Source organism: Curtobacterium sp. GD1, from assembly GCF_020882855.1.
Taxonomy (GTDB): domain Bacteria; phylum Actinomycetota; class Actinomycetes; order Actinomycetales; family Microbacteriaceae; genus Curtobacterium.
In genome coordinates this window covers 132,890-156,391 of the sequence record NZ_JAFEVQ010000003.1, presented here as the reverse complement: position 1 = coordinate 156,391, position 23,502 = coordinate 132,890, and the positions used below count along the sequence as shown (strand labels likewise).

The 23,502-nt window shown below is 71.8% G+C and carries 26 protein-coding genes; 9 read left to right on the top strand and 17 right to left on the bottom strand.

The features are described from left to right. Positions 1-11 precede the first annotated feature (11 nt). From JSX79_RS03115 to JSX79_RS03085, 7 genes are all read right to left on the bottom strand, one after another. On the bottom strand, positions 12-1,256 hold the full coding sequence (locus JSX79_RS03115) for an ABC transporter permease (RefSeq protein ID WP_229085130.1): 1,245 nt from the start codon (positions 1,254-1,256) through the stop codon (positions 12-14). Beyond that, on the bottom strand, positions 1,253-1,999 hold the full coding sequence (locus JSX79_RS03110; RefSeq protein ID WP_229085129.1) for an ABC transporter ATP-binding protein: 747 nt from the start codon (positions 1,997-1,999) through the stop codon (positions 1,253-1,255). Before JSX79_RS03110 ends, JSX79_RS03115 begins: the two co-directional genes overlap by 4 nt. Next, positions 1,996-2,997: an HlyD family efflux transporter periplasmic adaptor subunit gene (locus tag JSX79_RS03105; protein ID WP_229085128.1), complete on the bottom strand. Its 1,002-nt coding sequence runs from the start codon at positions 2,995-2,997 to the stop codon at positions 1,996-1,998. The genes JSX79_RS03110 and JSX79_RS03105 overlap by 4 nt, the downstream gene beginning before the upstream one ends. Before the next feature lie 176 nt (positions 2,998-3,173). Further along, entirely contained in the window at positions 3,174-4,850 is a 1,677-nt protein-coding gene (locus JSX79_RS03100) for a ribonuclease J (RefSeq protein WP_070416509.1), read from the bottom strand. Between the two features lie 48 nt (positions 4,851-4,898). Then, positions 4,899-5,876, bottom strand: coding sequence for a 4-hydroxy-tetrahydrodipicolinate synthase (gene dapA / locus JSX79_RS03095; protein ID WP_071295500.1), 978 nt, complete (start codon positions 5,874-5,876; stop codon positions 4,899-4,901). Between the two features lie 154 nt (positions 5,877-6,030). Further along, positions 6,031-6,549, bottom strand: coding sequence for a dihydrofolate reductase (locus JSX79_RS03090; RefSeq protein WP_071301672.1), 519 nt, complete (start codon positions 6,547-6,549; stop codon positions 6,031-6,033). Beyond that, positions 6,549-7,379 carry a thymidylate synthase gene (locus JSX79_RS03085; RefSeq protein WP_229085127.1) on the bottom strand — a complete coding sequence of 277 codons (831 nt, stop codon included), beginning with the start codon at positions 7,377-7,379 and terminating at the stop codon, positions 6,549-6,551. Before JSX79_RS03085 ends, JSX79_RS03090 begins: the two co-directional genes overlap by 1 nt. Before the next feature lie 58 nt (positions 7,380-7,437). On the opposite strand from JSX79_RS03085, the gene JSX79_RS03080 reads away from it, so the two are divergent. After that, the gene (locus tag JSX79_RS03080) at positions 7,438-8,349 is read left to right on the top strand and encodes a TIGR01777 family oxidoreductase (protein ID WP_175473607.1); all 912 of its coding nucleotides are present in this window, start codon (positions 7,438-7,440) and stop codon (positions 8,347-8,349) included. A 53-nt stretch (positions 8,350-8,402) separates the two neighbouring features. On the opposite strand, the gene JSX79_RS03075 is transcribed toward JSX79_RS03080, so the two are convergent. Together JSX79_RS03075 and JSX79_RS03070 are read right to left on the bottom strand one after the other, a co-directional pair. Further along, entirely contained in the window at positions 8,403-8,864 is a 462-nt protein-coding gene (locus JSX79_RS03075; RefSeq protein WP_374115138.1) for a tetratricopeptide repeat protein, read from the bottom strand. A 5-nt stretch (positions 8,865-8,869) separates the two neighbouring features. Continuing rightward, a complete protein-coding gene (locus JSX79_RS03070) occupies positions 8,870-9,616 on the bottom strand; it encodes a 4-hydroxy-tetrahydrodipicolinate reductase (protein WP_071301748.1) in 747 nt (248 codons plus the stop codon). Positions 9,617-9,639: 23 nt separating this feature from the next. Between JSX79_RS03070 and JSX79_RS03065 the strand changes: the two genes are divergently transcribed. Together JSX79_RS03065 and JSX79_RS03060 are read left to right on the top strand one after the other, a co-directional pair. Continuing rightward, a complete protein-coding gene (locus tag JSX79_RS03065) occupies positions 9,640-10,116 on the top strand; it encodes a GNAT family N-acetyltransferase (protein WP_229085126.1) in 477 nt (158 codons plus the stop codon). A 33-nt stretch (positions 10,117-10,149) separates the two neighbouring features. Beyond that, the gene (locus JSX79_RS03060; protein ID WP_229085125.1) at positions 10,150-10,641 is read left to right on the top strand and encodes a DoxX family protein; all 492 of its coding nucleotides are present in this window, start codon (positions 10,150-10,152) and stop codon (positions 10,639-10,641) included. Here JSX79_RS03060 and JSX79_RS03055 read toward each other — a convergent pair. Further along, on the bottom strand, positions 10,629-11,231 hold the full coding sequence (locus JSX79_RS03055; RefSeq protein ID WP_070419134.1) for a histidine phosphatase family protein: 603 nt from the start codon (positions 11,229-11,231) through the stop codon (positions 10,629-10,631). The genes JSX79_RS03060 and JSX79_RS03055 overlap by 13 nt on opposite strands. A gap of 8 nt (positions 11,232-11,239) precedes the next feature. Then, entirely contained in the window at positions 11,240-12,574 is a 1,335-nt protein-coding gene (locus JSX79_RS03050; protein WP_070416515.1) for a pitrilysin family protein, read from the bottom strand. Between the two features lie 249 nt (positions 12,575-12,823). Here JSX79_RS03050 and JSX79_RS03045 point away from each other — a divergent pair, with 249 nt between their 5' ends. Both JSX79_RS03045 and JSX79_RS03040 read left to right on the top strand, forming a co-directional pair. Continuing rightward, a complete protein-coding gene (locus tag JSX79_RS03045; protein ID WP_071295424.1) occupies positions 12,824-13,471 on the top strand; it encodes a TetR/AcrR family transcriptional regulator in 648 nt (215 codons plus the stop codon). Positions 13,472-13,598: 127 nt separating this feature from the next. Beyond that, entirely contained in the window at positions 13,599-14,126 is a 528-nt protein-coding gene (locus JSX79_RS03040; RefSeq protein WP_229085124.1) for a YbhB/YbcL family Raf kinase inhibitor-like protein, read from the top strand. Between the two features lie 70 nt (positions 14,127-14,196). Here JSX79_RS03040 and JSX79_RS03035 read toward each other — a convergent pair whose 3' ends face one another. Next, a complete protein-coding gene (locus JSX79_RS03035) occupies positions 14,197-16,470 on the bottom strand; it encodes a polyribonucleotide nucleotidyltransferase (protein ID WP_071295422.1) in 2,274 nt (757 codons plus the stop codon). 279 nt (positions 16,471-16,749) lie between these two features. Between JSX79_RS03035 and JSX79_RS03030 the strand changes: the two genes are divergently transcribed. Then, complete coding sequence (locus JSX79_RS03030) at positions 16,750-17,946, top strand: hypothetical protein (protein WP_229085123.1); 1,197 nt, start codon at positions 16,750-16,752, stop codon at positions 17,944-17,946. Here JSX79_RS03030 and JSX79_RS03025 read toward each other — a convergent pair whose 3' ends face one another. The 5 genes from JSX79_RS03025 to JSX79_RS03005 all read right to left on the bottom strand — a co-directional run bounded on the left by JSX79_RS03025 (position 17,947) and on the right by JSX79_RS03005 (position 20,834). Then, positions 17,947-18,867, bottom strand: a complete 921-nt coding sequence (locus tag JSX79_RS03025; protein WP_229085122.1) for an FAD:protein FMN transferase — start codon at positions 18,865-18,867, stop codon at positions 17,947-17,949. Then, positions 18,864-19,118 carry a hypothetical protein gene (locus JSX79_RS03020; RefSeq protein WP_229085121.1) on the bottom strand — a complete coding sequence of 85 codons (255 nt, stop codon included), beginning with the start codon at positions 19,116-19,118 and terminating at the stop codon, positions 18,864-18,866. Before JSX79_RS03020 ends, JSX79_RS03025 begins: the two co-directional genes overlap by 4 nt. A gap of 107 nt (positions 19,119-19,225) precedes the next feature. Next, positions 19,226-19,876, bottom strand: coding sequence for a CE1759 family FMN reductase (locus JSX79_RS03015; RefSeq protein ID WP_229085120.1), 651 nt, complete (start codon positions 19,874-19,876; stop codon positions 19,226-19,228). 139 nt (positions 19,877-20,015) lie between these two features. Further along, the gene (gene rpsO / locus JSX79_RS03010) at positions 20,016-20,285 is read right to left on the bottom strand and encodes a 30S ribosomal protein S15 (RefSeq protein WP_070416523.1); all 270 of its coding nucleotides are present in this window, start codon (positions 20,283-20,285) and stop codon (positions 20,016-20,018) included. 102 nt (positions 20,286-20,387) lie between these two features. After that, positions 20,388-20,834, bottom strand: a complete 447-nt coding sequence (locus JSX79_RS03005) for a VanZ family protein (protein ID WP_175473608.1) — start codon at positions 20,832-20,834, stop codon at positions 20,388-20,390. 112 nt (positions 20,835-20,946) lie between these two features. Between JSX79_RS03005 and JSX79_RS03000 the strand changes: the two genes are divergently transcribed. From JSX79_RS03000 to JSX79_RS02990, 3 genes are read left to right on the top strand one after another with little or no spacing between them, the layout of a single operon-like run. Beyond that, the gene (locus tag JSX79_RS03000) at positions 20,947-21,993 is read left to right on the top strand and encodes a glycoside hydrolase family 6 protein (protein WP_229085119.1); all 1,047 of its coding nucleotides are present in this window, start codon (positions 20,947-20,949) and stop codon (positions 21,991-21,993) included. Between the two features lie 34 nt (positions 21,994-22,027). Continuing rightward, positions 22,028-23,077 carry a M4 family metallopeptidase gene (locus tag JSX79_RS02995; protein WP_229085118.1) on the top strand — a complete coding sequence of 350 codons (1,050 nt, stop codon included), beginning with the start codon at positions 22,028-22,030 and terminating at the stop codon, positions 23,075-23,077. A 28-nt stretch (positions 23,078-23,105) separates the two neighbouring features. Continuing rightward, positions 23,106-23,378 (top strand): protealysin inhibitor emfourin, encoded by a 273-nt coding sequence (locus JSX79_RS02990; RefSeq protein WP_092383984.1) that lies wholly within the window; start codon positions 23,106-23,108, stop codon positions 23,376-23,378. The last annotated feature ends 124 nt before the right edge of the window (positions 23,379-23,502 follow it).

Here is a 23,502-nt window from a genome sequence, read left to right as displayed (position 1 = left end):
CGGGCGCGGTGTCAGTACCGGATCGCGTCGATGACCTTCACCCGGACCGCGAGCACCGCGGGCAGGAAGCCGGCGAGCGCGCCGACGAACACGGCCGACCCGACGCCGATGAGCGCCGCCTCGAGCGGGAACGGCGCCCCACCGACCTCGACCCCGCTCGTGATCAGTCCGCGCACGGTGTCGTTCCCGAGGACCGCGGCGCCGACCATCACGCCGATGCCGCCGGCCACCGCGGTGCCGAGGACGTTCTCGAGCAGGACCGCCACGAAGATCCGCCCCGCCGAGGCGCCGACGCCGCGACGGATGCCGATCTCTCGGATGCGCTGGCGGACGCTCACGAGCGACACGTTGAGCAGGCCGAGGCCACCGAGCACGAGGACGAGCACCGCGACGCCCGCGATGACGTAGCGCATCGCGCCGAGCGGGTCGCCGTCCACCGAGCCCGCGGCGTCCATGCGGCCGGCGTCCACCGACACGTCGCCGCCGACCGCACGCTCCGCGTCGCTGGCGATCCGGTTCGCGAGCGCCTTCGCTCCGTGCTCGGGGATCCAGACCTCGAACGTCCGCTGGTTGCCGTCGTCCGCACCGGGCGTGACGCTCGCCGTCGCGACGGAGTTCGCCAGCTGGTAGAACATCGGGTCGGTGTCGTACTCCGACGACACGTACTGCCCGACGACGACCGCGGTGACGCCGGGGGTTCCCGGCATCCGGACGGTCGGGTGCGTGACCACGTCCGCGCCACCGAGCCGGTCGAGGAACGCCTGGTTGACGACGAGCGCCGGTGCCAGGCGGTCCCGGTCGGACTCGGAGAACCAGTCCCCCGCGGCGATCCGCAGCCGGTGGATCTCGGCCCACGGCGGGTCGACCGTCATGCCCTGGACCTCGGCGACACCGTCCGGGAACTGGATGCGACGGGACGTGTACGACGCCTCGGTCGCGTACTGCACGTCGTACCGGTCCGCGGCCGCGCGGAGTTCCCGGTCGACCGCGTCCGCCGTGGCCGCCGCGGCCGCACCGGTGCCGTCGCCGGAGCCGGGCGTCCCGGTGATGCTGTAGGTCGCGGGACGTCCGCCGTACTGCTCGTTGAACGCCGCCGTCACGCGCTCCGCGAGCGACCCGAACCCGACGACGACGGCGAGCGAGGCCACCGCGATGGTGACGCCGACGAGGCTGAGCACGACCCGGCCACGGTGGACCCGGAGTTCCTGCCAGGACTCGACCAGCGTGCCGACGACGGTCGTCACGACCCGGTTCACGGCGTCACCCCGACGACCTCGGCGGCGATCCCGGCGACGGACACGTCCGTGGGGTCGACGACCAGGCCGTGGTCGATGCGGTGGACGACGTCCGCTCGTGCGGCGACGGCGGCGTCGTGGGTGATCGTCACGAGCGCCGCCCCGGTCTCGCCGGCGACGGTCTCGAGGAGCTCCATCACGACACGACCCGTGTCGACGTCGAGTGCGCCCGTCGGTTCGTCCGCGAGGATCAGGCGCGGCGCACGCACGAGCGCGCGGGCGATCGCGACGCGCTGCTGCTCGCCACCCGAGAGGCGGTGCGGCTGCGTGTCGGCGCGGTCCGCGAGTCCGACCCGGTCGAGCATCTCGAGCGCGAGCCGACGCCTGGCCCAGAAGGCGCGTCCGGTCGCGTAGAGCAGGGGGACCTCGACGTTCTCGAGCGCGGTGCGCCCCTGCAGGAGGTTGAACTGCTGGAACACGAACCCGACGTCCTCCCCGCGGATCCGGTCCCGCCGGAGCGACCCGGCACGACCGACGTCGACACCGCCGAAGTCGTGGACGCCGTCGGTCGGGGTGTCGAGCAGCCCGAGCACGTTGAGCAGGGTGGACTTGCCCGACCCCGAGCGCCCGACGATCGCGACCCGGGTGCCCGCGTCGACGTCGAGGTCGACGCCACGCAGGATCTCGAGCTCGGACCCGTCCGGGAGCTCGACCGACTTGCGCAGCCCGCGCACCCGGACGAGGAACGCTGCCCGCGCGCTCATCCGACCACCACGGAGCCGTCGTCGGCGAACTCGTCGCCCTCGACCTGCTCCTTGCCCGGGACGAACTGCAGGACGGTGTCGCCCTCCGACAGCCCAGACCGGACCTCGACGCTCTCCCCGTCGTTGAGGCCGAGCGCGACGGTCTTCTCGGCACGCTTGCCGTCCTCGCCCACGACCGTGACGACGCCCTTCTGCGCCGTACCCTGCACCGCGGTCGTCGGGAGCGTCAGGACGCCCTCCGCCTTCCCCGCGGGGACCGCGACCGTGACCTCGAGTCCGGGGAACACGGTGACCCCGCTCGGCACGTCGCACGCGAGTTCCGTGCCCCCGGCCGAGGCGTCACCGGAGCCGTCGTCGCCGTCGTCGCCGGCGTCCGCGGAGGACGCCGCAGCACTCGTCAGCGTGAGGTGGGTGCAGGTGAACGGCGCCGGGCCGTCGGTGACCGTGACGGTCGCCTCGGACGGACGCGAGGTGAGGCGGTAGAGCTGGGCGGCATCGAGGGTCGCGGTCGCCCGGTAGGCCTCCGGTGCCACGCGTGCCACGGTGTCGCCGATGGCCACGGGCTGCTTCGTGACGAGGTCGAGTCCGGACACGGTGCCGGACGCCGGCGCGACGACGGTCGAGAAGGTCACGGTCGGGGGCAGCGGTTCGCCGTCGTCGGTCGTCCCCGTCGACGGGGTCTCGACCCGGACGTCGATCACCGGGGCGCCCTGCTCGACGTGCGCGCCGTTGCCGGCGAACACCTTGTTCACCGTGCCCTCGACCGAGGAGCGGACGGCCGTGGCGGCCACCGACCGGATCGTGCCGGTCGCCTCGACGTCGTTCACGATGTCGCCGGTCGCGACCGTGACGGTCGGGTCCTCGATCGCGCCGGTCGGGACGGTCTCCTCGCCCTCGGGCTGGGCTGCGAAGAACGCGAGGCGGACGAGGGACACCGCGATGGCGGCGAACACGAGGAACTTGAGGCCGGGCCACACCCAGCGACGCAGGACAGTCACCCCGGAACACTATTGTCTGACATACCGACAGAAGATCATCCTGTGGGATGAAACCGGTCAGCCGACAGGCCGGAACGTGCCAGGAGGCGCGGTGCACGTCCGTCAGGAACGTGCACCGCGCCTCCTGGACACGGCCACTGCGACCACCGCGACGTGCGCGGTGGTCGCGACGAGCACTACGCCTCGATGACCACCGGCACGATCATCGGACGACGACGGTGCTTCGTGTTCACCCATCGACCCACGGTCCGGCGGACGACCTGCCCGAAGGCGTGCCCGTCGCGCGTGCCGTTCGCGGCCGCCTCGGCGAGCGCCTTCGCGATCTGCGGACGGACGTCGTCGAAGACCGAGTCGTCCTCGGCGAAGCCGCGCGACTGGATCTCCGGGCCGACGACGCACTGGCCGGTGGTGAAGTCCACGGCGGCGAAGATCGAGATGAAGCCCTCTTCCGCGAGGACCCGGCGGTCCTTGAGGTCGGCGTCGGTGATCTCGCCCACGGTCGATCCGTCGACGTAGACGTACCCGATGTCGAGCTGGCCGGCGACCCGGACCTCGCCGTCCTTCAGGTCGACGACGATGCCGTCCTGGCCGAGGATGACGTTCCGCGGCGGCACACCGGTCTGGATCGCGAGGTCCGCGCTGGCGTACAGGTGGCGGTGCTCGCCGTGCACGGGCAGCACGTTCTTCGGCCGGAGGATGTTGTAGCAGTAGAGCAGTTCGCCGGCCGACGCGTGTCCGGAGACGTGCACCTTGGCGTTGCCCTTGTGCACGACCTTCGCGCCGAGCTTGGTGAGCCCGTCGATGACGCGGTACACGGCGTTCTCGTTGCCCGGGATCAGCGACGAGGCGAGGATGACGGTGTCGCCCTCGCCGATCTCGATCTGGTGCTCGAGGTTGGCCATGCGCGCGAGCACGGCCATCGGCTCGCCCTGCGACCCGGTCGACATGTAGACGATCTGGTCGTCGGGGACGTTCTTCGCCTTCTTCGTGTCGATGAGCACGTTCTCGGGCACCCGGAGGTAGCCGAGGTCGGCGGCGATCGTCATGTTGCGGATCATCGAGCGGCCCATGAACGCGACCTTGCGGTTCGCGGCGGCAGCGGCGTCGAGGACCTGCTGCACGCGGTGCACGTGCGACGAGAAGCTCGCCACGACGACCTTCTTGCGGGCGCGCGTGATGATGTTCTCGAGCACGGGTCCGATGTCGCGCTCGGGCGCGGTGAAGCCCGGCACGTCGGCGTTGGTCGAGTCCGGCAGGAACAGGTCGACGCCCTGCTCCCCCAGGCGTGCGAAGGCACGGAGGTCGGTGATGCGGTCGTCCAGCGGGAGCTGGTCCATCTTGAAGTCACCCGTGTGCAGGACACGACCGGCGGGGGTCGTGATCGCGACGGCGAGGGCGTCCGGGATGGAGTGGTTGACGGCCACGAACTCGAGGTGGAACGGGCCGAGCTGCTCGGTCTGGTCCTCGGCCACGACGAGCGTGTACGGCTTGATCCGGTGTTCCTTGAGCTTCGCCTCGACCAGGGCCAGGGTCAGCGTGGAGCCGATCAGCGGGATGTCGTCGCGGAGCTTCAGCAGGTACGGGACGGCGCCGATGTGGTCCTCGTGGCCGTGCGTGAGCACGACGCCGAGGACGTCGTCGAGGCGGTCCCGGATCGGCGCGAAGTCCGGCAGGATCAGGTCGACCCCGGGCTGGTGCTCCTCGGGGAAGAGCACGCCGGCGTCGACGATGAGCAGCTTGCCCTCGTACTCGTACACGGTCATGTTGCGACCGATCTCGCCGAGTCCCCCGACGGGGATGACGCGGAGGGTGCCGGCTTCGAGCGGCTGCGGTTCGGAGATCTGTGTGGGCATTCGGTCCTACGGATTCGGGCGACGCGCGTCCTGCGCGCCGCGTGTTCGCTAGCGGGTGGTGCCTGGCACCTTCGGAAGAGCACCGCCGGCCGCTGCGTTGCGGTCGGGGCGGAAGTTGGAGAAGTCGGCGCCCGGGATGTCCCGGACGGCTTCGAGCGAGGTCTCGATGGCGTACGCCTCGGAGTCCTCGGGGCCGACGAGCGGCAACCGGACGCGCGGGCTGCCGATGCGGCCGAGCCCGTGCAGGATGTACTTCGCCGCCACGGTACCCGGCACGTGCGTCATCACGGCGCGGACGAGGGGTTCGACGCGCTTGTGCTCGGCGGTCGCGGTGGCCAGGTCGCCCCGGTTCACGGCGTCGACGATGGTGCGGTACGGCGTCGACGTGATGTTCGCCGTGACGCCGATGAGTCCCGTCGCGCCGATCGACAGGTGCGGGAGCACGTTCGTGTCGTCGCCCGAGAAGTACATGAGGTCGGTGTTGTTGAGCACCCGGGACACCTCGGCGAAGTCGCCCTTGGCATCCTTCACCGCGAGGATGTTCGGGTGGTGCGAGGCCCGCACGATCGTCTCGTAGGTGATCGGGATGCCCGTGCGACCGGGGATGTCGTACAGGATCACCGGCAGGTCGGTCGCGTCGGCGATCATCCGGAAGTGGGTGAGCACACCGGACTGCGTCGGCTTGTTGTAGTACGGCGTGACGATCATCACACCGTCGGCGCCGGCCTTCTCGCTCTGCTTGTAGAGGTGGATCGCGTGTGCGGTCTCGTTCGACCCGCCACCCGTGATGATCTTCGCGCGGCCCGCGGCGACGGACTTGCCGACCTCGACCAGCCGGAGCTTCTCGGGGTCGGTCAGCGTGCTCGTCTCACCGGTCGTGCCGGTGACCACGATGCCGTCGGCGCCGGCGGTGATGCAGTCGTCGATGTGCTGCTCGACGCCGGGCCAGTCGACCTCGCCGTCGGCCGTGAACGGGGTCACGAGGGCGACGAGGACCTGACCGAAGGGATTCTCACGCGGGGACACGGGCACCAGCGTACCGGGGATGCGCGCGAGGGCTGCCGTCCGCGTGGACGGTGCGGCCCAGGAACGTGTCGAACCAGGTTTCCGACGTCGAACCATCGCCGATGCCTGGTGCGATGTCGTTTCCGTGGTTTGACGCCCCGGCGAGCGCCCGGCGCTACGCGCGCCGGCGCCACTCGAGGAAGCGGTAGCGCGTCCCGTCGACGCGCGACTCCTGCCACGGCCCCTCGTCGACGAGCGACCACCCGGCCGCCCCGGCGAGCGTCGGCGCCACGGTGTCCCCCGGCACCTCGACGTCGATCACCGTCTCGGAGACCCGGTCGGCGAAGGGCACCCCCGCCGCGTACACGTGCCCGCCGCCGATGATCCACACGGGCTCGTCGGTGTCCAGCGCGGTCGCCAGGTCGTGCACGACCTCGGCCCCGTCGGCCGTCCACGAGCCGTCACGCGTCAGCACGACGTTCCGCCGCCCGGGCAGCGGCCGGAAGCGCTCCGGCAACGACTCCCACGTGCGGCGCCCCATCACGACGGTCGCGTCGCCGGTGACCTGCCGGAAGTGCGCGAGGTCCTCCGGTACGTGCCACGGCATCCCGCCGTCGGCCCCGATCACGCCGTTCGTCGAGCGCGCCCAGACCATCCCGACACCACGGACGGGTTCGGTCCACGAGGACGACATCAGACGGCGACCGTGGCCTTGATCGCCGGGTGGTGGTGGTAGCCGACGACCGTGAAGTCCTCGTACTCGTAGTCGTCGATCGAGTCGCGCGGCGCGAGCTCGAGCGTGGGGAGCGCGTACGCCGTCCGGGACAGCTGCTCCTCCACCTGCTCGACGTGGTTGTCGTAGACGTGGCAGTCGCCGCCGGTCCACACGAACTCGCCGACCTCGAGCCCGGTCTGCGCCGCGATCATGTGGGTGAGCAGCGCGTACGAGGCGATGTTGAACGGGACGCCGAGGAACATGTCCGCGCTCCGCTGGTAGAGCTGGCACGAGAGCTTGCCGTCGTTGACGTAGAACTGGAAGAACGCGTGGCACGGGGCGAGCGCCATCTCGGGGATGTCGGCGACGTTCCACGCCGAGACGATCAGGCGGCGGCTGTCCGGGTTCGTCGTGATCTGCTCGATGACCTGGGCGATCTGGTCGACGTGCTCCCCCGACGGCGTCGGCCACGAGCGCCACTGCACGCCGTACACCGGGCCGAGGTCGCCGTCCTCGTCCGCCCACTCGTTCCAGATCCGGACGCCGTGCTCCTGCAGCCAGCGGGCGTTGCCGTCGCCGCGCAGGAACCAGAGCAGCTCGTAGGCGACGGACTTGAAGTGCACCCGCTTCGTCGTGACGAGCGGGAAGCCCTTCGACAGGTCGTACCGGAGCTGTGCGCCGAACAGGCTGCGGGTCCCCGTCCCGGTGCGGTCGCCCTTCGGAGTTCCTTCGGTGAGGACACGCCGCAGCAGGTCCTCGTAGGGGGTCGCGACGGTGGGGTCGGGCTGCACGCTCTCGCTGTCGGTCACGACCACGAGCCTACGACGAGCCGGAGACATCCACGGGCAGTTGAGTAGCGTGAGCGACATGACGACAGCGCCGCTCTCGATCCTGCTCGCCGGTGCGTCCGGCTTCATCGGTACGCCCCTCGTCCACGCCCTGCGCGAGGCCGGGCACCACGTCACCACCCTCGTCCGACGCGAGCCGCGCACGGCGAGCGAGTTCCGCTGGTCCCCGGGCACCCGGAAGCTCGACCCGGCGATCCTCGACGGCGCCGACGTCGTGATCAACCTCGCCGGCGCGAACATCGGCAAGCTCCCCTGGACCGAGACCTACAAGCAGGAGATCCTGCAGTCGCGGGTGTCCGCCACCGAGACCCTCGTCGAGGCCATGCGCCACGCGACGAACCCGCCGCCGCTGTTCCTCTCGGGCTCGGCCTCGGGGGTCTACGGCGACCGCCCGGCCGACGTCCTGCAGGACGACGCGGCCGCCGGCACCGGCTTCCTCGCCGAGGTCTGCACCGCGTGGGAGGCCGCCGCGAACGCCGCTCCCGAGGGCGTCCGCGTCGTGACGCTCCGCACCGGCATCGTCGTCGGGAAGGGCGGCGGCGCGCTCGCACCGCTCGTCCCGCTCACGAAGACCGGGCTCGGCGGCCGCCTCGGCACCGGTGGGCAGCACTGGCCGTGGATCGCCCTCGAGGACGAGGTGGGCGCGATCGTGCACCTCGCGACCAGCCCCGACGCCTCGGACGTCGTCGGGCCGGTGAACCTCGCCGGCCCCGAGGCCGCCGTCGCCGACCGCATCACCAAGCGCGTCGCCGAGGACCTGCACCGGCCCTACCTCTTCCGGATCCCGGAGTTCGCGCTCCGGCTGCTCCTGCAGCAGGCGGCCGACGAGATGCTCCTGTCGAGCCAGCAGATGGTGCCGACGAAGCTGCTCGAGTCCGGGTACGCGTTCCGGTACCAGCGCGCCGAGGACGCGGTCGACGCCGCGTTCTGACGCGACCGGCTGTGTGCCAGGAGGCGCGGTGCGGGCCCGCACCGCGCCTCCTGTCAGGACACGCGTGCCCTGGTGAGCGCTTCGCGCATCGCGGCCCGCGCCCGCTTGCGGTCACCCGCGGCGTCGTAGACGACGCCGAGTCGGTACCACCCGCGCCAGTCGGCCGGGTCGGACTCGACGGCGGCCCGGTACTCGGGGAAGAGCTCGTCGGCGGCCTCGCGCGTGGGACGCCCCGAGGGACGGACCGGGACGACGTCCGAGGGAGCGCCGCCCTCCTGCTCGAGCCGGGCGCCGAGCCGCGTGATGCGCAGCCCGAAGCGGAACTCGAGCACGAGCAGCAGCGCACCGATCGCCGCGACGACGAAGAGCGCGACGCCGATGCCGATGCCGATCGGGATGCCCGTCGCGATGAACGCCACGGCACGCTGCCCGACGAGCACGATGTACAGCGCCAGCAGCACCGCCATGAGCGCCGCGCCCCAGAAGGGCGAACGGAGGGACCGGGTCAGGCGCACGACGGTCAGCCGATGCCGAGGACGCTGCCGAGGCCGACCGTGAGGCCGCGCATCGACCCCACGGCGGACAGGGCTGCACGGATGCCGGCGACGTAGGCGACGTCGTCGTTCGTGTCGTGCCGGATGGTCAGGGTCTCGCCGGGGCCGCTCAGCACCACATCCTGCACGGCCTTGACGCCCGGCAGACGGAGCGAGTGGATCGGGACGCTCGCGACCTGCTGCCCCCGCGCGCGCTGGTCGACGTGGGGTGCGTCGACCGGACCGACCTCGCGCCGGGCGTCGGCGATGAGCTCGGCCGTGCGGACCGCGGTGCCCGACGGGGAGTCGATCTTGCCGGCGTGGTGCGTCTCGACGATCTCGACCGAGGGGAACCACGGCGCGGCGATCGTCGCCAGGTGGGTGCCGAGCACGGACCCGATCGAGAAGTTCGGGACCACGAAGACGCCCTGCTCCGGACGCGACTCGAGCCCCGCGCGGAGCGTCGCGAGTCGGTCGCCGGACCACCCGGACGTGCCGACGAGCACGTTCGCGCCGCTCACGAGGGCGTTGTCGACGATCGCGGGGCTGAGCGCCGGGACGGTCACGTCCACCACGATCGCCGCGCCGCCGAACACGTCGGGGCCGGCCTCGTGCGCCCCGTCCTTGGAGGACAGGCTCGCGACGAGCTCGAAGTCGGGCAGTTCCTCGACCACGGCGGCCACGAGGCCCCCGAGACGACCGGTGGCGCCGACGACGGCGACGGGAGTGACCATGTCCACCATCCTAGGATCGACGCATGACGCTCGAGGTCAGGACCGTGCCGGCAGACATCCCCGAGGTCGACGCCCTGCTCGACGCGTACCTCGACGAGCGCGAGGCCACGTTCCCGAGCGCCCAGGGGTCGTACTCGCGGAAGCGCACTCCGGCGGCCGAGTTCACGCCGCCGGTCGGCACCTTCGTCGTCGCGTACGACGCAGGTCGCGCGGTCGGGTGCGGCGGCCTCCGCCGGATCCCCGACGACGGCGACGACGTCCGGTTCGAGGTGAAGCACGTCTTCGTGACCCCGGAGGGACGTGGACGCGGCGTGGCGACGGCGGTCATGGACGCGCTCGAGGCACGCGGTGTCGAGCTCGGCGCGACGGCGATCGTGCTCGACACGAACGACTCCCTCGTCGCCGCCGGTGCGATGTACCGCGGTCGGGAGTACGAGCGGGTACCGGCGTTCAACGACAACCCGAACGCGACCGCCTGGTACCGCAAGCCGGTGCGCTGAGGCGATCCGCGCCTCCGCTCCGAACGGCAGGGCATGGTCCTGCTCCTTCGTGCCCTCGACTCCCCGACCCGCCTGCCGTTCCTCTCGATCTCGCTCGTCCGGGTCGCGCTCGGACTGTTCTTCGCCGCGTCCGGGTGGAACAAGACCGTGACCGCTCCGGGTCGCGCGGCGATGGCGGAGACGATCCGCTCGATCGGCGCGCCGGTGCCCGACGTCACGGCCGCCGTGGTCGCGGGCTGCGAGCTCGTCTTCGGCCTGCTGCTCGCCGTCGGCCTCGTGACGCGGGCGGCCGCGGCCGTCCTCGGCGTGATCAGCACGGTCGCGCTCACGACCGTGGCGGTCCACCAGCTCCGGCCGGCGGACGCGGTGACCTGGTACGGCGACCTGCTCTACCTGCCCGAGGTGCTGTACCTGCTCCTCGCGGTGGTGCTGGTCGCGCTCGGCGGTGGGCCGTTCGGACTGGACCGGGTGCTCCGAGCGCGGGTCGCCGCACTCCGGGCGCGCAGGACCCGTCAGACGGGCTGACCGACCGGCAGGCCCGTCCTCAGCTCGACGGGCAGGTGCGCCAGGTCGTTGAGCGCGACGACCTCGGCCGGCTTGGCCGAGCGGATCCGGATGATCGTCAACGCCGTGTGCGCCACGTTCGTCCCCATCCAGCGCCACTCCGGTGCCTGGAACGCCTCGCGCACGAACCAGCCGATGACGGCGTTGTGCGTGATGAGGAGGTCGTGCCGGTCCTCGCGGGCAGGGGTGAACCACTCCGCCACCGCATCGCCCATCTGGGCCTGCCCGGCGACGATCTCCTCTTCCGTGATGCCGCCGTACCACCCCTGGTACGCGTGCGGCATGTCCGGCGTCGGACCCGACGGGATGCAGTCGAAGAGCAGGGTCGACGGCTCGGGCTCGATCGCCGGGAGCCGCTGCGACAGGAACGACGCGGTCTCGCTCGGCGCTTCGAGCGGCGAGTGGTAGACGCCGTCGAACGGCACGCCGCCGAGACGGTCCGCGACGAGCATCGCCTGCCGCTTGCCGCGCTCGGACAGCTTGCCGTCCCGCAGCCCGTGTTCGGCGTCCTGGTGTTCTCCGTGCCGGACGAGGTAGAGGTAGTGCGACATGTCGGTGCTCAACCGCCGATCCCGATCGCGGCCGCGAGCTCGTCCTGCTGCACCGCCCCGACCACCGAGGTGATCGTGGGCCGGGTCAGGAGGTCGCGGGCCAGGTCGAGGACGTCGTCGGTGGTGACCCGGTCCACGCGCTCGAGGGCGGTGGCCAGGTCGGTGAACTCCCCCGTGCCGAGCTCGGACCGGCCGAGTCGGGTCATCCGGGCGTCGGAGTCCTCGAGCGAGAGCGTGAGCGCCCCCTCGATCTGCCCCTTCGCGCGACGGAGCTCGTCGCTGGTGATGCCGTCGTCGACCATCCGGCGGAACTCCGCGTCGACGATCTCGACGACCCCGGCGACGTTGTCGGGGGCACACCCGGCGTAGACGCCGAAGGCACCGTTGTCGAGGTACGCGGGCGCGAAGGAGCTCACCGCGTAGGCGAGTCCGCGGCGCTCGCGCACCTCTTGGAAGAGTCGGGAGCTCATGCCGCCGCCGAGCACGGCGTTGAGCACGCTGAGGACCGGCCGCCGTTCGTCGCGGAGGTCGAGGCCCTGCGACCCGCGGAGCATCGAGACCTGTTCGGTCGGACGGTGCACGACCGAGAGCTTGGGGATCGCCGGGTCCGCCACCGGCTGCGGCGTGCGCCGTGCCAGCGGAGCAGCGTTCGGGGCACCCTGGAACACGGCCTCGACGAGCTCGCAGAAGCGGTCGTGGTCGATCGCCCCGGCGGCGGTGACGACGATGCCGTTCGGCGCGTAGTGCTCGCGGTAGTGGGCGAGGACCTCGTCCCGCTGCACGGCGCGGATGCTCTCCGGCGTGCCGCCGATCGGCCGGCCGAGGGCGTGCCCGTCGAAGGCCGCGGCGAAGAACGCCTCGCCGGCGACGTCGGCCGGGTCGTCCGCCGCCATCGCCAGCTCTTCGAGGATGACCCCGCGCTCGATGTCGAACGCCGCGTCGTCGAGGACGGAGCCGGTGACCATGTCCCCGATGACCGAGACCGCCATCGGGACGTCGGCGTCACGGACCCGTGCGTAGTAGCACGTGTACTCCTTGGCGGTCGCGGCGTTGTGCTCGCCACCGACGGAGTCGAACGAGATCGCGATGTCGAGGGCCGACCGGGTCCGGGTCCCCTTGAACAACAGGTGTTCGAGGAAGTGCGTCGAGCCGTACTGGCCGTCGCGTTCGTCGCGGGAGCCGACCCCGACCCAGAAGCCGAGGCTCGTCGAACTCGCTCCGGGCATGGCCTCGGTCAGGACCCGCACGCCGGACGGGAGGACGGTTCGGCGGACGAAGGCGCCCCCGGACGTCAGGAACGACGTGTCCGGGGCCTCGAGCGGCAACGGCACTGGGTGGTTCATCGCAGACGAGCCTACTGACCCCGGAGCGCCCGCCGCCCAGTTTCCACAGCCGCTCACGGTGTCACTCGAAGTGGGGTACAGATATGGAGGATAGAAAGACTCGTCTGTCTGTCCTCCTTGTGGTACAGTTCTCGTACCGGATCGGAAGCCCCCCTATATTCCGATCCGGTGGCTCGGGACATCAGTCCTCGCGCGGCACGAGTCCCCCCGCTCCGCCGCGGAGCCGATGAGCCCAAGGAGAGCCACGCTGTGACGGTCGATTCCCCCCAACCGACCGTCCAGCGTCTCCCTGGCCCGAGCACGAACCTCGCGTCGCCGGACGGGTCGAGCGTCCCCCCGGCTCCCCGTTCCGGCGGCGCGAAGGTCCGGATCCTCGAGACCGCCACGCGGCTCTTCTACGAAGAGGGCATCCACGGCGTCGGCGTCGACCGTCTCATCTCCGAGGCGAGCGTCACGAAGGCGACGTTCTACAAGCACTACGGGTCGAAGGACAACCTGATCCTGGCCTACATCCGGACGCAGCACGAACGCGTGCAGCAGCGGATGGAACAGCTCATCGCCGATGCCGGCTCGCCCGAGGCCGCCGTCCGGGCCTGGGTCACGGCCCTCGCCGACGAGGTCAACGACCCCGACTTCCGCGGCTGCGCGTTCCTCAACGCCGCCGCCGAGTACCACGACCCGCGCGACCCCGTGCGCGAGGTCGTCGCGATGCACCGCGACTGGTACACCGAGCGACTGGCCGACCTGCTGCAGGAGTCCGGCCACACCCTGCCGGGCGACGGTGCGGACGAGCTCATGCTCGCACGCGACGGCGCCATGTCCGGCGCGTACGCCGGTGACGCGATCGCGGCGACGGCGGCCCTCGGCCGCGTCGTCGAGCGCGTGCTCGCCGCCTGACGACGCACGTCGCGTCGACGAACGCGACCGTCTGTCGGCCTGGAGGCACGGGTCGGCCCCGCACCGCGCCTCCCGTCCGCCGGTGGGCACCGAGCGACATCCGAGCACGCGGGTGTTGGCTGGGGACATGGCCAACGACCCCAACTGGAACCTCCCCGAGGTCCCGTCCTTCACCCTGACCAGCCCCGACTTCACCGACGGCGGCGTGCTCCCGACGTCCGCCCGCGGCACCGACGCCGGCGGCGAGGACCGCTCCCCCGCGCTCGAGTGGTCCGGCGCTCCGGAGGGCACGCAGAGCTTCGTGCTCACGGTGTACGACCCCGATGCCCCGACGGGGTCCGGGTTCTGGCACTGGAGCCTCACGGACGTCCCGGCGTCGACGACCTCGTTGCCGGCCGGTGCCGGGACCGACGACGCGCTGCTCCCCGCCGAGGCGCTGCGTCGCCGCAACGAGTTCGGGACGGACACGTTCCTCGGCGCGGCACCGCCCGCCGCGCACGGGCCGCACCGGTACTTCTTCACGCTGAGCGCGCTCGACGTGCCCGTCCTCGAGGCGCCCGCCGACGCGACGCCCGCGGTGGTCGGCTTCGTGCTCCGCGAGCACCTGCTCGGCCGCGCGCAGCTCGTCGGCACGCAGGAGACCCCCGCCGCGTAGTCCCACAACGGCGAACGGCCGCCGCCCCGGAAGGGACGGCGGCCGTTCGTCCGTCAGGACGCGGGAGGGATCAGCCCTCGGCCGGGGCCTCGGCGTGGGACTCGTGTCCCTTGCCGCCCTCGGTGTCCACCTCGTCGGCGACGACCGGCGCGAGCGACAGCTTGCCGCGGTCGTCCACCTTGGTGACCTCGACCAGGATCTTCTGGCCGACGCCGAGGACGTCCTCGACGTTCTCCACACGCTTGCCGCCGGCGAGCTTGCGCACCTCGGAGACGTGGAGCAGACCGTCGCGGCCCGGGAGCAGCGACACGAACGCACCGAACGTGGCGATCTTGACGACCGTGCCGAGGAACTGGTCCCCGATCTCCGGGTTCGTCGGGTTCGCGATCGCGTTGACCTGGGCGCGAGCGGCCTCGGCCGACGGACCGTCGACGGCGCCGATGTAGACGGTGCCGTCGTCCTCGATCGAGATGTCGGCGCCGGTCTCGTCCTGGATCCCGTTGATCGTCTTGCCCTTCGGGCCGATCAGCTCACCGATCTTGTCGACGGGGATCTGCACCGAGATGACACGAGGAGCGGTGTCCGCCATCTCGTCGGGGGCGTCGATCGCCTCGTTCAGCACACCGAGGATGGCCGAGCGGGCCTCCTTGGCCTGCTTGAGCGCGGCGTCGAGGACCGACGACGGGATGCCGTCGAGCTTCGTGTCCAGCTGGATGGCCGTGACGAAGTCCGAGGTGCCGGCGACCTTGAAGTCCATGTCGCCGAGCGCGTCTTCGGCACCGAGGATGTCGGTCAGCGCCGCGTAGCGGGTCTGACCGTCGACGGTGTCGGAGACGAGGCCCATCGCGATGCCCGCGACCGGGGCCTTGAGGGGCACACCGGCGTTGAGGAGCGACAGGGTCGAGGCGCAGACGGAACCCATCGACGTCGAACCGTTGGAGCCGAGGGCCTCGGACACCTGACGGATGGCGTAGGGGAACTCCTCGCGCGACGGCAGCACCGGCACGAGGGCGCGCTCGGCGAGGAAGCCGTGCCCGATCTCGCGACGCTTCGGCGAACCGACACGACCGGTCTCACCCGTCGAGTACGGCGGGAAGTTGTAGTGGTGCAGGTAGCGCTTCTTCGTGACGGGCGACAGCGAGTCGATCTGCTGCTCCATCTTGAGCATGTTCAGCGTGGTGACGCCCAGGATCTGGGTCTCGCCGCGCTGGAAGATCGCCGAACCGTGGACGCGCGGGATCACGGCGACCTCGGCGTCGAGCGGACGGATGTCGGCGAGGCCGCGACCGTCCATGCGGACCTGCTCGGTCAGGATCCGGCCGCGGACGACCTTCTTCGTGACCGACTTGTAGGCACCGCTGACCTGGCCGTTGGCGCTCTCGGGGAGCTCGCCGGCCGTCACCTTGGCGGCGATGGCCTCCTTGACGCGGGCCTTCAGGGCGTCGTCGGCGTCCTGACGCTCGAGCTTGCCGGCGATCTTGTAGACGTCGCCGAGCTCGGACAGCGCGATGGCCTCGACCGCGTCGTAGACCTCGGGGGCGTACGGCGGGAAGACCGGGTAGTCCTGGATCTCCTTGGCCGACTGGGCGGCCATTTTCGCCTGCGCCTCGACGAGCTGCTTGAGGAACGGCTTCGCCGCCTCGAGCCCCTGCGCGACCACGGCCTCGTCGGGCTTGGTCGCGCCGCCCTGGATGAGGTCCCAGCTGTGCTCGGTGGCCTCGGCCTCGACCATCATGATGGCGACGTCCTCGTTGCCGGCCTCGTCCGTGACGACACGTCCAGCGACGGTGAGGTCGAAGACGGCCTCGGCGAGCTGCGACGCCTTCGGGAACGCGACCCACTGGTCACCGATGAGCGCGAGGCGCACACCGGCGATCGGGCCGGAGAACGGCAGACCGGAGATCTGCGTCGACGCGGACGCGGCGTTGATCGCGAGCGCGTCGTAGAACTCGTCCGGAGCGATGCTCAGGACGGTGATGACGATCTGGACCTCGTTGCGGAGGCCGTCGACGAACGACGGGCGCAGCGGCCGGTCGATGAGGCGGCAGACGAGGATCGCCTCGGTGCTGGGACGGCCTTCACGACGGAAGAACGAACCGGGGATCTTGCCGGCGGCGTACGAGCGCTCCTCGACGTCGACGGTCAGCGGGAAGAAGTCGAACCCTTCACGCGGGTGCTTGCCGGCGCTGGTGGCCGAGAGGAGCATGGTGTCCTCGTCGAGGTACGCGGCGACCGCGCCCTGCGCCTGCTGTGCGAGCCGACCGGTCTCGAACCGGACGGTGCGCTTGCCGTACTTGCCGTTGTCGAGAACGGCCTCGGCGAACTTGATCTCGGGACCCTCCAAAAGGGTGCCTCCTTGATGTGTTCGGCAGGCTGGGGCCACGGCACCCGATGGTGCGTGCGCGCCGAAGGGATCGGGACGCATGTCTGGCCAGCAGTAGAAGCACTCGGGAAACCGTCCGGCCCGCGAGCCACCACCGATGACCAGCTCCGTGCCCGGCCTGCGCAGTGTTTGTCGTAACGCCCGGGGAAACGGTCCCTGGACGTGATGGACTTTACCAGTCCTCAGGGATTCGGCGGCGAGGCTCACGGCGAACCGGAGTGTCCTCGCTAGCCTGCTGCCATGCGCCTCACCCCCTCCCGGGGCTGGTTCGTCGCGGCCGCAGTGGTCGTCGGCGCGCTCGTCGCCCCCGTCGTCACCGCTGTCCCGGCGAACGCGACGGAGTACCCGAGCTGGCAGGACGTCGAGCACGCGAAGGGCAACGAGCAGACCAAGAAGGCCGAGGTCACCAGGGTCCAGGCGGCGCTGGAGTCCGCCCAGCAGGCCGCAGCCGTGAAGTCGCAGGCGGCGCTCGTGGCGTCCCAGCGTGCGGACGCGGCCGAGTCGGCACTGGCGTCGGCCACCCAGGCCGCCACGAGCCTCCAGACCCAGGCGGACCAGGCGGCGAAGACCGCGGACCGCGCCCAGCAGCGCGCCGGCCAGCTCGCCGCGAACCTCTACCGTGACGGCAGCTCGAGCCAGATGACCACGCGCATCGCGACGGCGAAGGACCCCTCCCAGCTGCTGTACCAGCTCGGCGCGCTCGACCAGCTGTCGTCGACGTGGGCCGGCGTGATGGACGACGCCTCGGTCGCCGCGAAGACCGCGTCCTCGCTGCACGACCAGGCCACCCGTGCCGAGGACGAACGCGCCGACCTGGCCGACGCCGCCGAGACGAAGGCGAGCGCGGCGAAGGACGCCGAGGCCGCCGCCGACGCCGCGGTCGACGACACGCAGCAGCACAGCGACGAGCTCTACGCCCAGCTGGCGTCGCTCAAGGACACCACCGCGAAGACCGAGCAGCGGTACCAGCTCGGCGTGCAGGTCGCGGCGCAGAAGGCCGAACAGCAGCGGAAGCGCGAGGAGGCGGCCGCGGCAGCAGCAGCAGCCGACGCGGCACCGAGCCCCGCCGTCCCGTCGACGAGCGGCGGCGGTTCGTCCTACCCGAGCACGGGCGGCGTCGTGGTCGACCCGGCGGGTGCCCAGGCGTACGCCCGCAGCGCCATCGGGTCGTACGGGTGGGGGTCGGACCAGTTCTCGTGCCTGGTGTCCCTGTGGACGCAGGAGTCCGGCTGGCGTGCGAACGCCCTGAACGTCTCGAGCGGTGCGTACGGCATCCCCCAGTCACTCCCGGCGGAGAAGATGTCCGTCGCGGGCGCGGACTGGCGGACGAACGCGGCGACCCAGATCAACTGGGGCCTCGCCTACATCCACGACGCCTACGGCTCGCCGTGCGGGGCGTGGAACCACGAGATGAGCGTCAACCCGCACTGGTACTGATCAGCCGTCGTCGGCGGGCCAGCCCCCGATCCGGACGACGGTGCCGTCCGCAGCGACCAGGCGTGCCGCGCGACCGCTCCGCCGCAGCATCTCGGTGGCACCGTGTCCACGGACGACCGCGGCGGTCGTCATCGTGTTCGCCGTGACGCACGACGGCGCGACGACGGTCACCGAACGCCAGACCGGTTCGGCCGGCAGCCCCCACCGCGGGTCGAGGATGTGGTGCCGGGCGTGGCCGTCCTGCTCCCACCGGCGCTTCCGGGTGCTCGAGGTCGCGACGGACCAGCCGGAGGCGATCCGCACGTGGTCGGCGGGGTCGTCGTCGAGGTCCTGCACCCGGACCTGCCAGCCGCCGGACGGGTCGGGCCCGGCGGTCGCGACGTCCCCGCCGAGCGAGACGAGCGCGCCGATGCCGAGGCGGGCGGTGATGCTCGCCGCGGCCATGTCGGCAGCGGCGGCCTTGGCGGTGGCACCGAGGTCGAGCGTGACGCTCTCAGGCACGCGCAGGAAGGTGCCGGACAGCAGGACACGCTGCCACGCCGGGCGACCGTCGAGCGCTCGGGCCACGGCCTCGGGCGTCGGCACGGGCGCGGCGTCGGCGAACGCGGCGTCGTAGCCCAGCGACGCCATGCGGGCGCCGAGGGTCGGGTCGACGTCGCCGTCGGAGGTACGTGCGGCGTCGAGCGCGTGGTGCACGAGTGCGGCGAGGAGCGGGGAGACCTCGGCGCCGCGCACCAGGTCGGCTGCGCGGGCGACGAGCTCGGAGTCGCTGCGGAAGCGGCTGCACGCCGCGTCGACGGCGGCGGTGACCTCGACGACGCACGCCCGTGCGGCGGCGAGGTGGCGGCGGTCACGGTGGTCGAGGACGACGCGGGCGGTGGTGGTCCAGAGGTCCCACTCGGCTGCGGCACGCACGGTCACGATCCCGTCGTGGTCGCGTCCGAGGAGCCGGAGCCACCGGTCGTGCCCTGGCTCACGCCCTGGTCGGTCGCGGTCCCGGCGTCGGACGAGGTCCCGGCGTCACTCGTCGACGAGTCGGCCGAGCCCGTCGTGGCCTGCTCGTGCCCGAACCACACCCCGGCCCCGGTCAGCGCCGCGACCACGAGCCCGCCCACGCTGACGAGCGCACTCGTCGTCCAGCCGGGTCGCCGGCCGTTGCCCCTGGTGTCCATCGGTCCTCCTCGTCGTCACGATCCGTCGTCACGACGAGGTTCCCGAGCCCACCGGTGAGCGGGCCGGGCAGGGGCTGCACCCCCGCCCGACGACCCCTGTGGCCGGCCTAAGAGCGCACGGGCGAGTGGCCGAGCCCACCGAGCAGGGACGCGAAGTCCGCCGTCTCGGGGAGCGCGTCGGCTTCCTGCGGGGTCCGACGGGAGGCGCGGATCGCCCAGGCCAGGTCCTCACCGGCCCGGCGGATGCGACCGTCCAGTGCAGCCGAGTCGCCCTCGCTCCCCCAGTCGTCGGTGGCGGCGAACACACCGGTGGGGACGACCGCGGCGCGGAGGTACGCGAACACCGGACGCAGCGCGTGCTCGATCGCGAGCGAGTGTCGTGCGGTGCCGCCGGTGGCTCCGAGCAGGACCGGCATGTCGGCGAGCGAGTCCTTGTCGAGCACGTCGAGGAACGACTTCGCCAGACCGCTCACGCCGGCGGTGAAGATCGGCGTGACGAACACCACGGCGTCGGCCTCGACGACCGTCGCCATCGCGGCGGACAGCGCCGGTGCGGCGAACCCGGTGAGCATCGCGTCGGTGATCTCGTGCGCCAGCGGACGCAGGTCGACGTGCAGGACGTGGGCCGCGCCTCCTGGCAGGCCGGACGGGCTCGGTGCGGCGAGCGCCGCGATCGTGGCCTCGCCCAGGCGGTCGGCGAGCAGGCGGGTGGAGCTGGGCTCGGAGAGCCCGGCGGAGACGACGGCGATGGTGGTCATGGTGAGTCCCGACTTTCGATGCGTTTGCATGAACATCGTACCCAACCGCACGTCCCCCGCAACCATTCCCGGGGGAACGGAGAACGCCCCGGTCCTCGTGTGAGGGCCGGGGCGTTCGGTCAAGCCGTGGGTCGGTCGACTAGCGACGCAGGCCGAGACGCTCGATGAGCGCACGGTAGCGGGCGATGTCGACGTCGGAGAGGTAACCGAGGAGACGGCGACGCTGACCGACCATGAGCAGCAGACCACGACGCGAGTGGTGGTCGTGCTTGTGCTCCTTGAGGTGCTCGTTCAGGTCGTTGATACGACGCGTCAGAACGGCGACCTGGACCTCGGGGGAACCGGTGTCGCCCGGGTGGGTCGCGTACTCTTCGATGATCTCCTGCTTGACCTTCGCGTCAAGTGCCATGCGTAGATCCCCTTTCAGTCCGTTGCGCGGTGCCCGTGCCTGATGCACGAGCGCTCTTTGTCCGCGGCCGTTCGACGGCAACCGCGCAAGACTACCAGATCGCTAGACGGTCCTGGCGCGCAGGCGACGCCGACGTGGTGCCGGCAAGAGACTGCGGACGAGGCCGACGAGCGTCGCGCCGAGCAGGCCGCCGAGGCCGTTCGACAGGACGTCGCGCGGATCGGCCACGCGGTACGGCAGGTAGGTCGCCTGCGCGAACTCGATGCCGGTGGAGAGCACGACCGCGACGACCGCACCGAGGATCCACCACCGGCGCGGGAGCCACAGCGCGGCGAGCATCCCCACGGGCACGAACATCGCGATGTTGGCGAGGAACTCCACGCGGTCGTAGCTGAACCACGTGCCGTGCGGGAGCTGCTGCACCCAGGCGATCGCGTGCAGGACGAGGGAGTTCTGCGCCGCCGAGAAGACCTGCGGGGTCAGCGTCATCCGCCAGATCACCCAGGCGTACGCCGCGGTCAGGGCGAGGAGGAGGAGCTTCCGAAACATCCGGCCAGTCTGGGACACGGTCCTGGCAAGAACCGGCGGCGACGCTGGGTGAACGCCCGGCGGGACGGGCCGGGCCTGGGCACGCCGGGGGCGCACCTGCGAGCATGGGCGCATGCCGAGTCTCGAGGGAACCCGTGCACGCCGCAGCCCCGGCCGTCGTCAGTGGACGTGGATCGGGCTCGCCGCGGTCGTCGTCGCCGCGCTCGTCGTGACGCTCGTGCTGGTGCTCCCCCGCGGCACCGAGCCCACCGGCAGGCAGGTCGCCGAGCGGAAGACGGCGTCCGAGGCGTTCCCGGGCGGCCTCGCGGAGCAGCCCGAGGCCGAGAACCAGCCCGGCAAGCGGGAGTCCGAGGCCCGTGCCGACGGCGACGACACCACGGCCCGGAAGATCGCCGTCATCGCGGACGAGCCGATCGCCACCTGGCTGACGAACACCTCGGTGTCCGAGACGCGCCGGACCATCCGGGACGTCGTCCGCAGCGCCGAGCGGCAGCGGAAGACGCCGGTGTTCGTCCTCTACAACGTCCCGGACCGCGACTGCGGCAGCTACTCCAAGGGCGGGACCGCCGCGGACGAGTACCTGCCGTGGGTCCGGTCGGCGGTGCGCGCCATGGCGGGTTCCCGGGCCGTCGTGCTCGTCGAGCCGGACGCCATCGCCCAGATCCAGGTGTGCAAGCGCCTCGAGCAGGACCGCCTGCCCCTGATCCGCAAGGCCGTCGACGAGCTCAGCGGCCACGGCCTCACCGTGTACCTCGACGGCGGGAACGAGAACCGCGTGCCGACGGCGACGATGGCGAAGTGGCTGCGCGAGGCCGGGGTCGACCGGGTGCAGGGCTTCTTCACGAACGTCTCGAACTTCTACCGGGTCGACCAGGAACGCGCCTACGCCGATCGGCTCGCGGACGCGATCGGCGGGGACACGCACTTCGTCATCGACGTCTCGCGCAACGGTCAGGGCTGGCGCGGCACGTGGTGCAACCCGGACGGCGCCGGCCTCGGTCAGGCCCCGCACGTCACCCGCGGTTCCACCCGGCTCGACGCGCTGCTGTGGGTGAAGACGCCGGGGCTGAGCGACGGCACCTGCAACGGCGGGCCGGCCGCCGGACAGTGGTGGGAGTCGTACGCCCTCGGGCTCGTGGAGAACCGCAAGCAGGACTGACCGCGGTGTCGGTGCCCGGTGGTTCCATGACGCCATGACCCCGACCGACCGCATCCGATCCGTCGTCCCGCCATACCTGCTCCGCGCCGTCGCCGATGCCCGGGGCTTCCCACGCGCGGCCTCGGCGGCACGGACGGCGCTGGCGTCGCTCGACACCGTCCAGCGTCCGAAGCACGAGCACCGGGTCCGTCCGCAGGGCGTGAGCGGCACGGTCGACCGGTCGCCGCAGCGGACCATCTCCGACGCGCACGGCAGCACCACGCTCCCGGGCACCCCGGTCCGGCGCGAGGGCGACCCGGACTCCGGCGACCCCGCGGTGGACGAGGCGTACACGGGCCTCGGCGACACCCACGCCTTCTGGCTCGAGGTGTTCGGCCGGGTGTCGATCGACGGCGCAGGCCTCCCCCTCGACGCCACGGTGCACTACGGGCAGGACTACGACAACGCCTACTGGGACGGCAGCCGGATGGTGTTCGGCGACGGCGACGGCGAGGTCTTCAACCGCTTCACGATCGCGGTCGACGTCATCGGCCACGAACTCGCGCACGGCGTGACCCAGTACACCGCCGACCTCACGTACGAGGGGCAGTCCGGGGCGCTGAACGAGTCGATCAGCGACGTCTTCGGGTCGCTCGTCGCCCAGTACGCCCGCCGCCAGAGCGCCGACCAGGCGTCGTGGCTCATCGGCGAGGGGCTCTTCACGCCGGCCGTGCACGGCGTCGCACTGCGGTCGATGCAGGCCCCCGGCACCGCCTACGACGATCCGGTGCTCGGCAAGGACCCGCAGCCCGCGACGATGGCCGGGTACGTCGACACCACCGAGGACTCCGGCGGCGTGCACACGAACTCCGGCATTCCGAACCACGCCTTCTACCTGGCCGCCACGGTGATCGGCGGCAACGCGTGGGAAGGCGCCGGAGCCGTCTGGTGGGACGCCCTCACGTCCGACACCGTCACCGCCTCGATCGACTTCGCCGGGTTCGCCACCGTCACCGTCGACGCCGCCCGCACGCGCTTCGGGGACGGGTCGGCGCAGCACACCGCGGTGCAGGACGCCTGGCGCACGGTCGGCGTGCTCGACTGAGCCGGGCTGCCGGCGTACCGTCGGGGGCATGCACATCGACGTCCGCCGCAGTGGGGGCATCGCCGGCACCACCAGGGGTTGGCGCGTCGACACCGATGCCTGCGACGACCCGGGCGGGTGGTCGGCGCTCGTCGGTGCCCTGCCCCGCGACGCCCCGAGTGCCCCTGCGCCGGGCGTCCGCGACGACTTCACGTGGACGATCACCGTCGAACGGACGACGGTCACGATCCCCGGCACCCGCCTCGACGGCCCGTGGGCGGCGCTGGTGACGCGCGTGCGGGCCGAGGGCACCCCGACCTGACGGAGGTGCGCCGCGCCTCCCGTGCGCCCGCGCCCGCCCGCGCGCTCGTGCGCTCGCTTCGTGAGCAGAAACGGTCGGGTCGCCCGCGCGCACCCGACCATTCCTGCTCACGAAGTGACGCGCG

Coding starts and splice junctions, on each gene's coding strand:
- JSX79_RS03110 (WP_229085129.1), bottom strand. CDS start 1,999: ATGAGCGCGCGGGCAGCGTTCCTCGTCCGGGTGCGCGGGCTGCGCAAG.
- JSX79_RS03100 (WP_070416509.1), bottom strand. CDS start 4,850: ATGCCCACACAGATCTCCGAACCGCAGCCGCTCGAAGCCGGCACCCTC.
- JSX79_RS03090 (WP_071301672.1), bottom strand. CDS start 6,549: ATGTCGTCCTCGTGGACCGAACCCGTCCGTGGTGTCGGGATGGTCTGG.
- JSX79_RS03080 (WP_175473607.1), top strand. CDS start 7,438: ATGACGACAGCGCCGCTCTCGATCCTGCTCGCCGGTGCGTCCGGCTTC.
- JSX79_RS03070 (WP_071301748.1), bottom strand. CDS start 9,616: ATGGTCACTCCCGTCGCCGTCGTCGGCGCCACCGGTCGTCTCGGGGGC.
- JSX79_RS03065 (WP_229085126.1), top strand. CDS start 9,640: ATGACGCTCGAGGTCAGGACCGTGCCGGCAGACATCCCCGAGGTCGAC.
- JSX79_RS03060 (WP_229085125.1), top strand. CDS start 10,150: ATGGTCCTGCTCCTTCGTGCCCTCGACTCCCCGACCCGCCTGCCGTTC.
- JSX79_RS03055 (WP_070419134.1), bottom strand. CDS start 11,231: ATGTCGCACTACCTCTACCTCGTCCGGCACGGAGAACACCAGGACGCC.
- JSX79_RS03050 (WP_070416515.1), bottom strand. CDS start 12,574: ATGAACCACCCAGTGCCGTTGCCGCTCGAGGCCCCGGACACGTCGTTC.
- JSX79_RS03040 (WP_229085124.1), top strand. CDS start 13,599: ATGGCCAACGACCCCAACTGGAACCTCCCCGAGGTCCCGTCCTTCACC.
- JSX79_RS03030 (WP_229085123.1), top strand. CDS start 16,750: ATGCGCCTCACCCCCTCCCGGGGCTGGTTCGTCGCGGCCGCAGTGGTC.
- JSX79_RS03020 (WP_229085121.1), bottom strand. CDS start 19,118: ATGGACACCAGGGGCAACGGCCGGCGACCCGGCTGGACGACGAGTGCG.
- JSX79_RS03015 (WP_229085120.1), bottom strand. CDS start 19,876: ATGACCACCATCGCCGTCGTCTCCGCCGGGCTCTCCGAGCCCAGCTCC.
- rpsO (WP_070416523.1), bottom strand. CDS start 20,285: ATGGCACTTGACGCGAAGGTCAAGCAGGAGATCATCGAAGAGTACGCG.
- JSX79_RS03005 (WP_175473608.1), bottom strand. CDS start 20,834: ATGTTTCGGAAGCTCCTCCTCCTCGCCCTGACCGCGGCGTACGCCTGG.
- JSX79_RS03000 (WP_229085119.1), top strand. CDS start 20,947: ATGCCGAGTCTCGAGGGAACCCGTGCACGCCGCAGCCCCGGCCGTCGT.
- JSX79_RS02995 (WP_229085118.1), top strand. CDS start 22,028: ATGACCCCGACCGACCGCATCCGATCCGTCGTCCCGCCATACCTGCTC.
- JSX79_RS02990 (WP_092383984.1), top strand. CDS start 23,106: ATGCACATCGACGTCCGCCGCAGTGGGGGCATCGCCGGCACCACCAGG.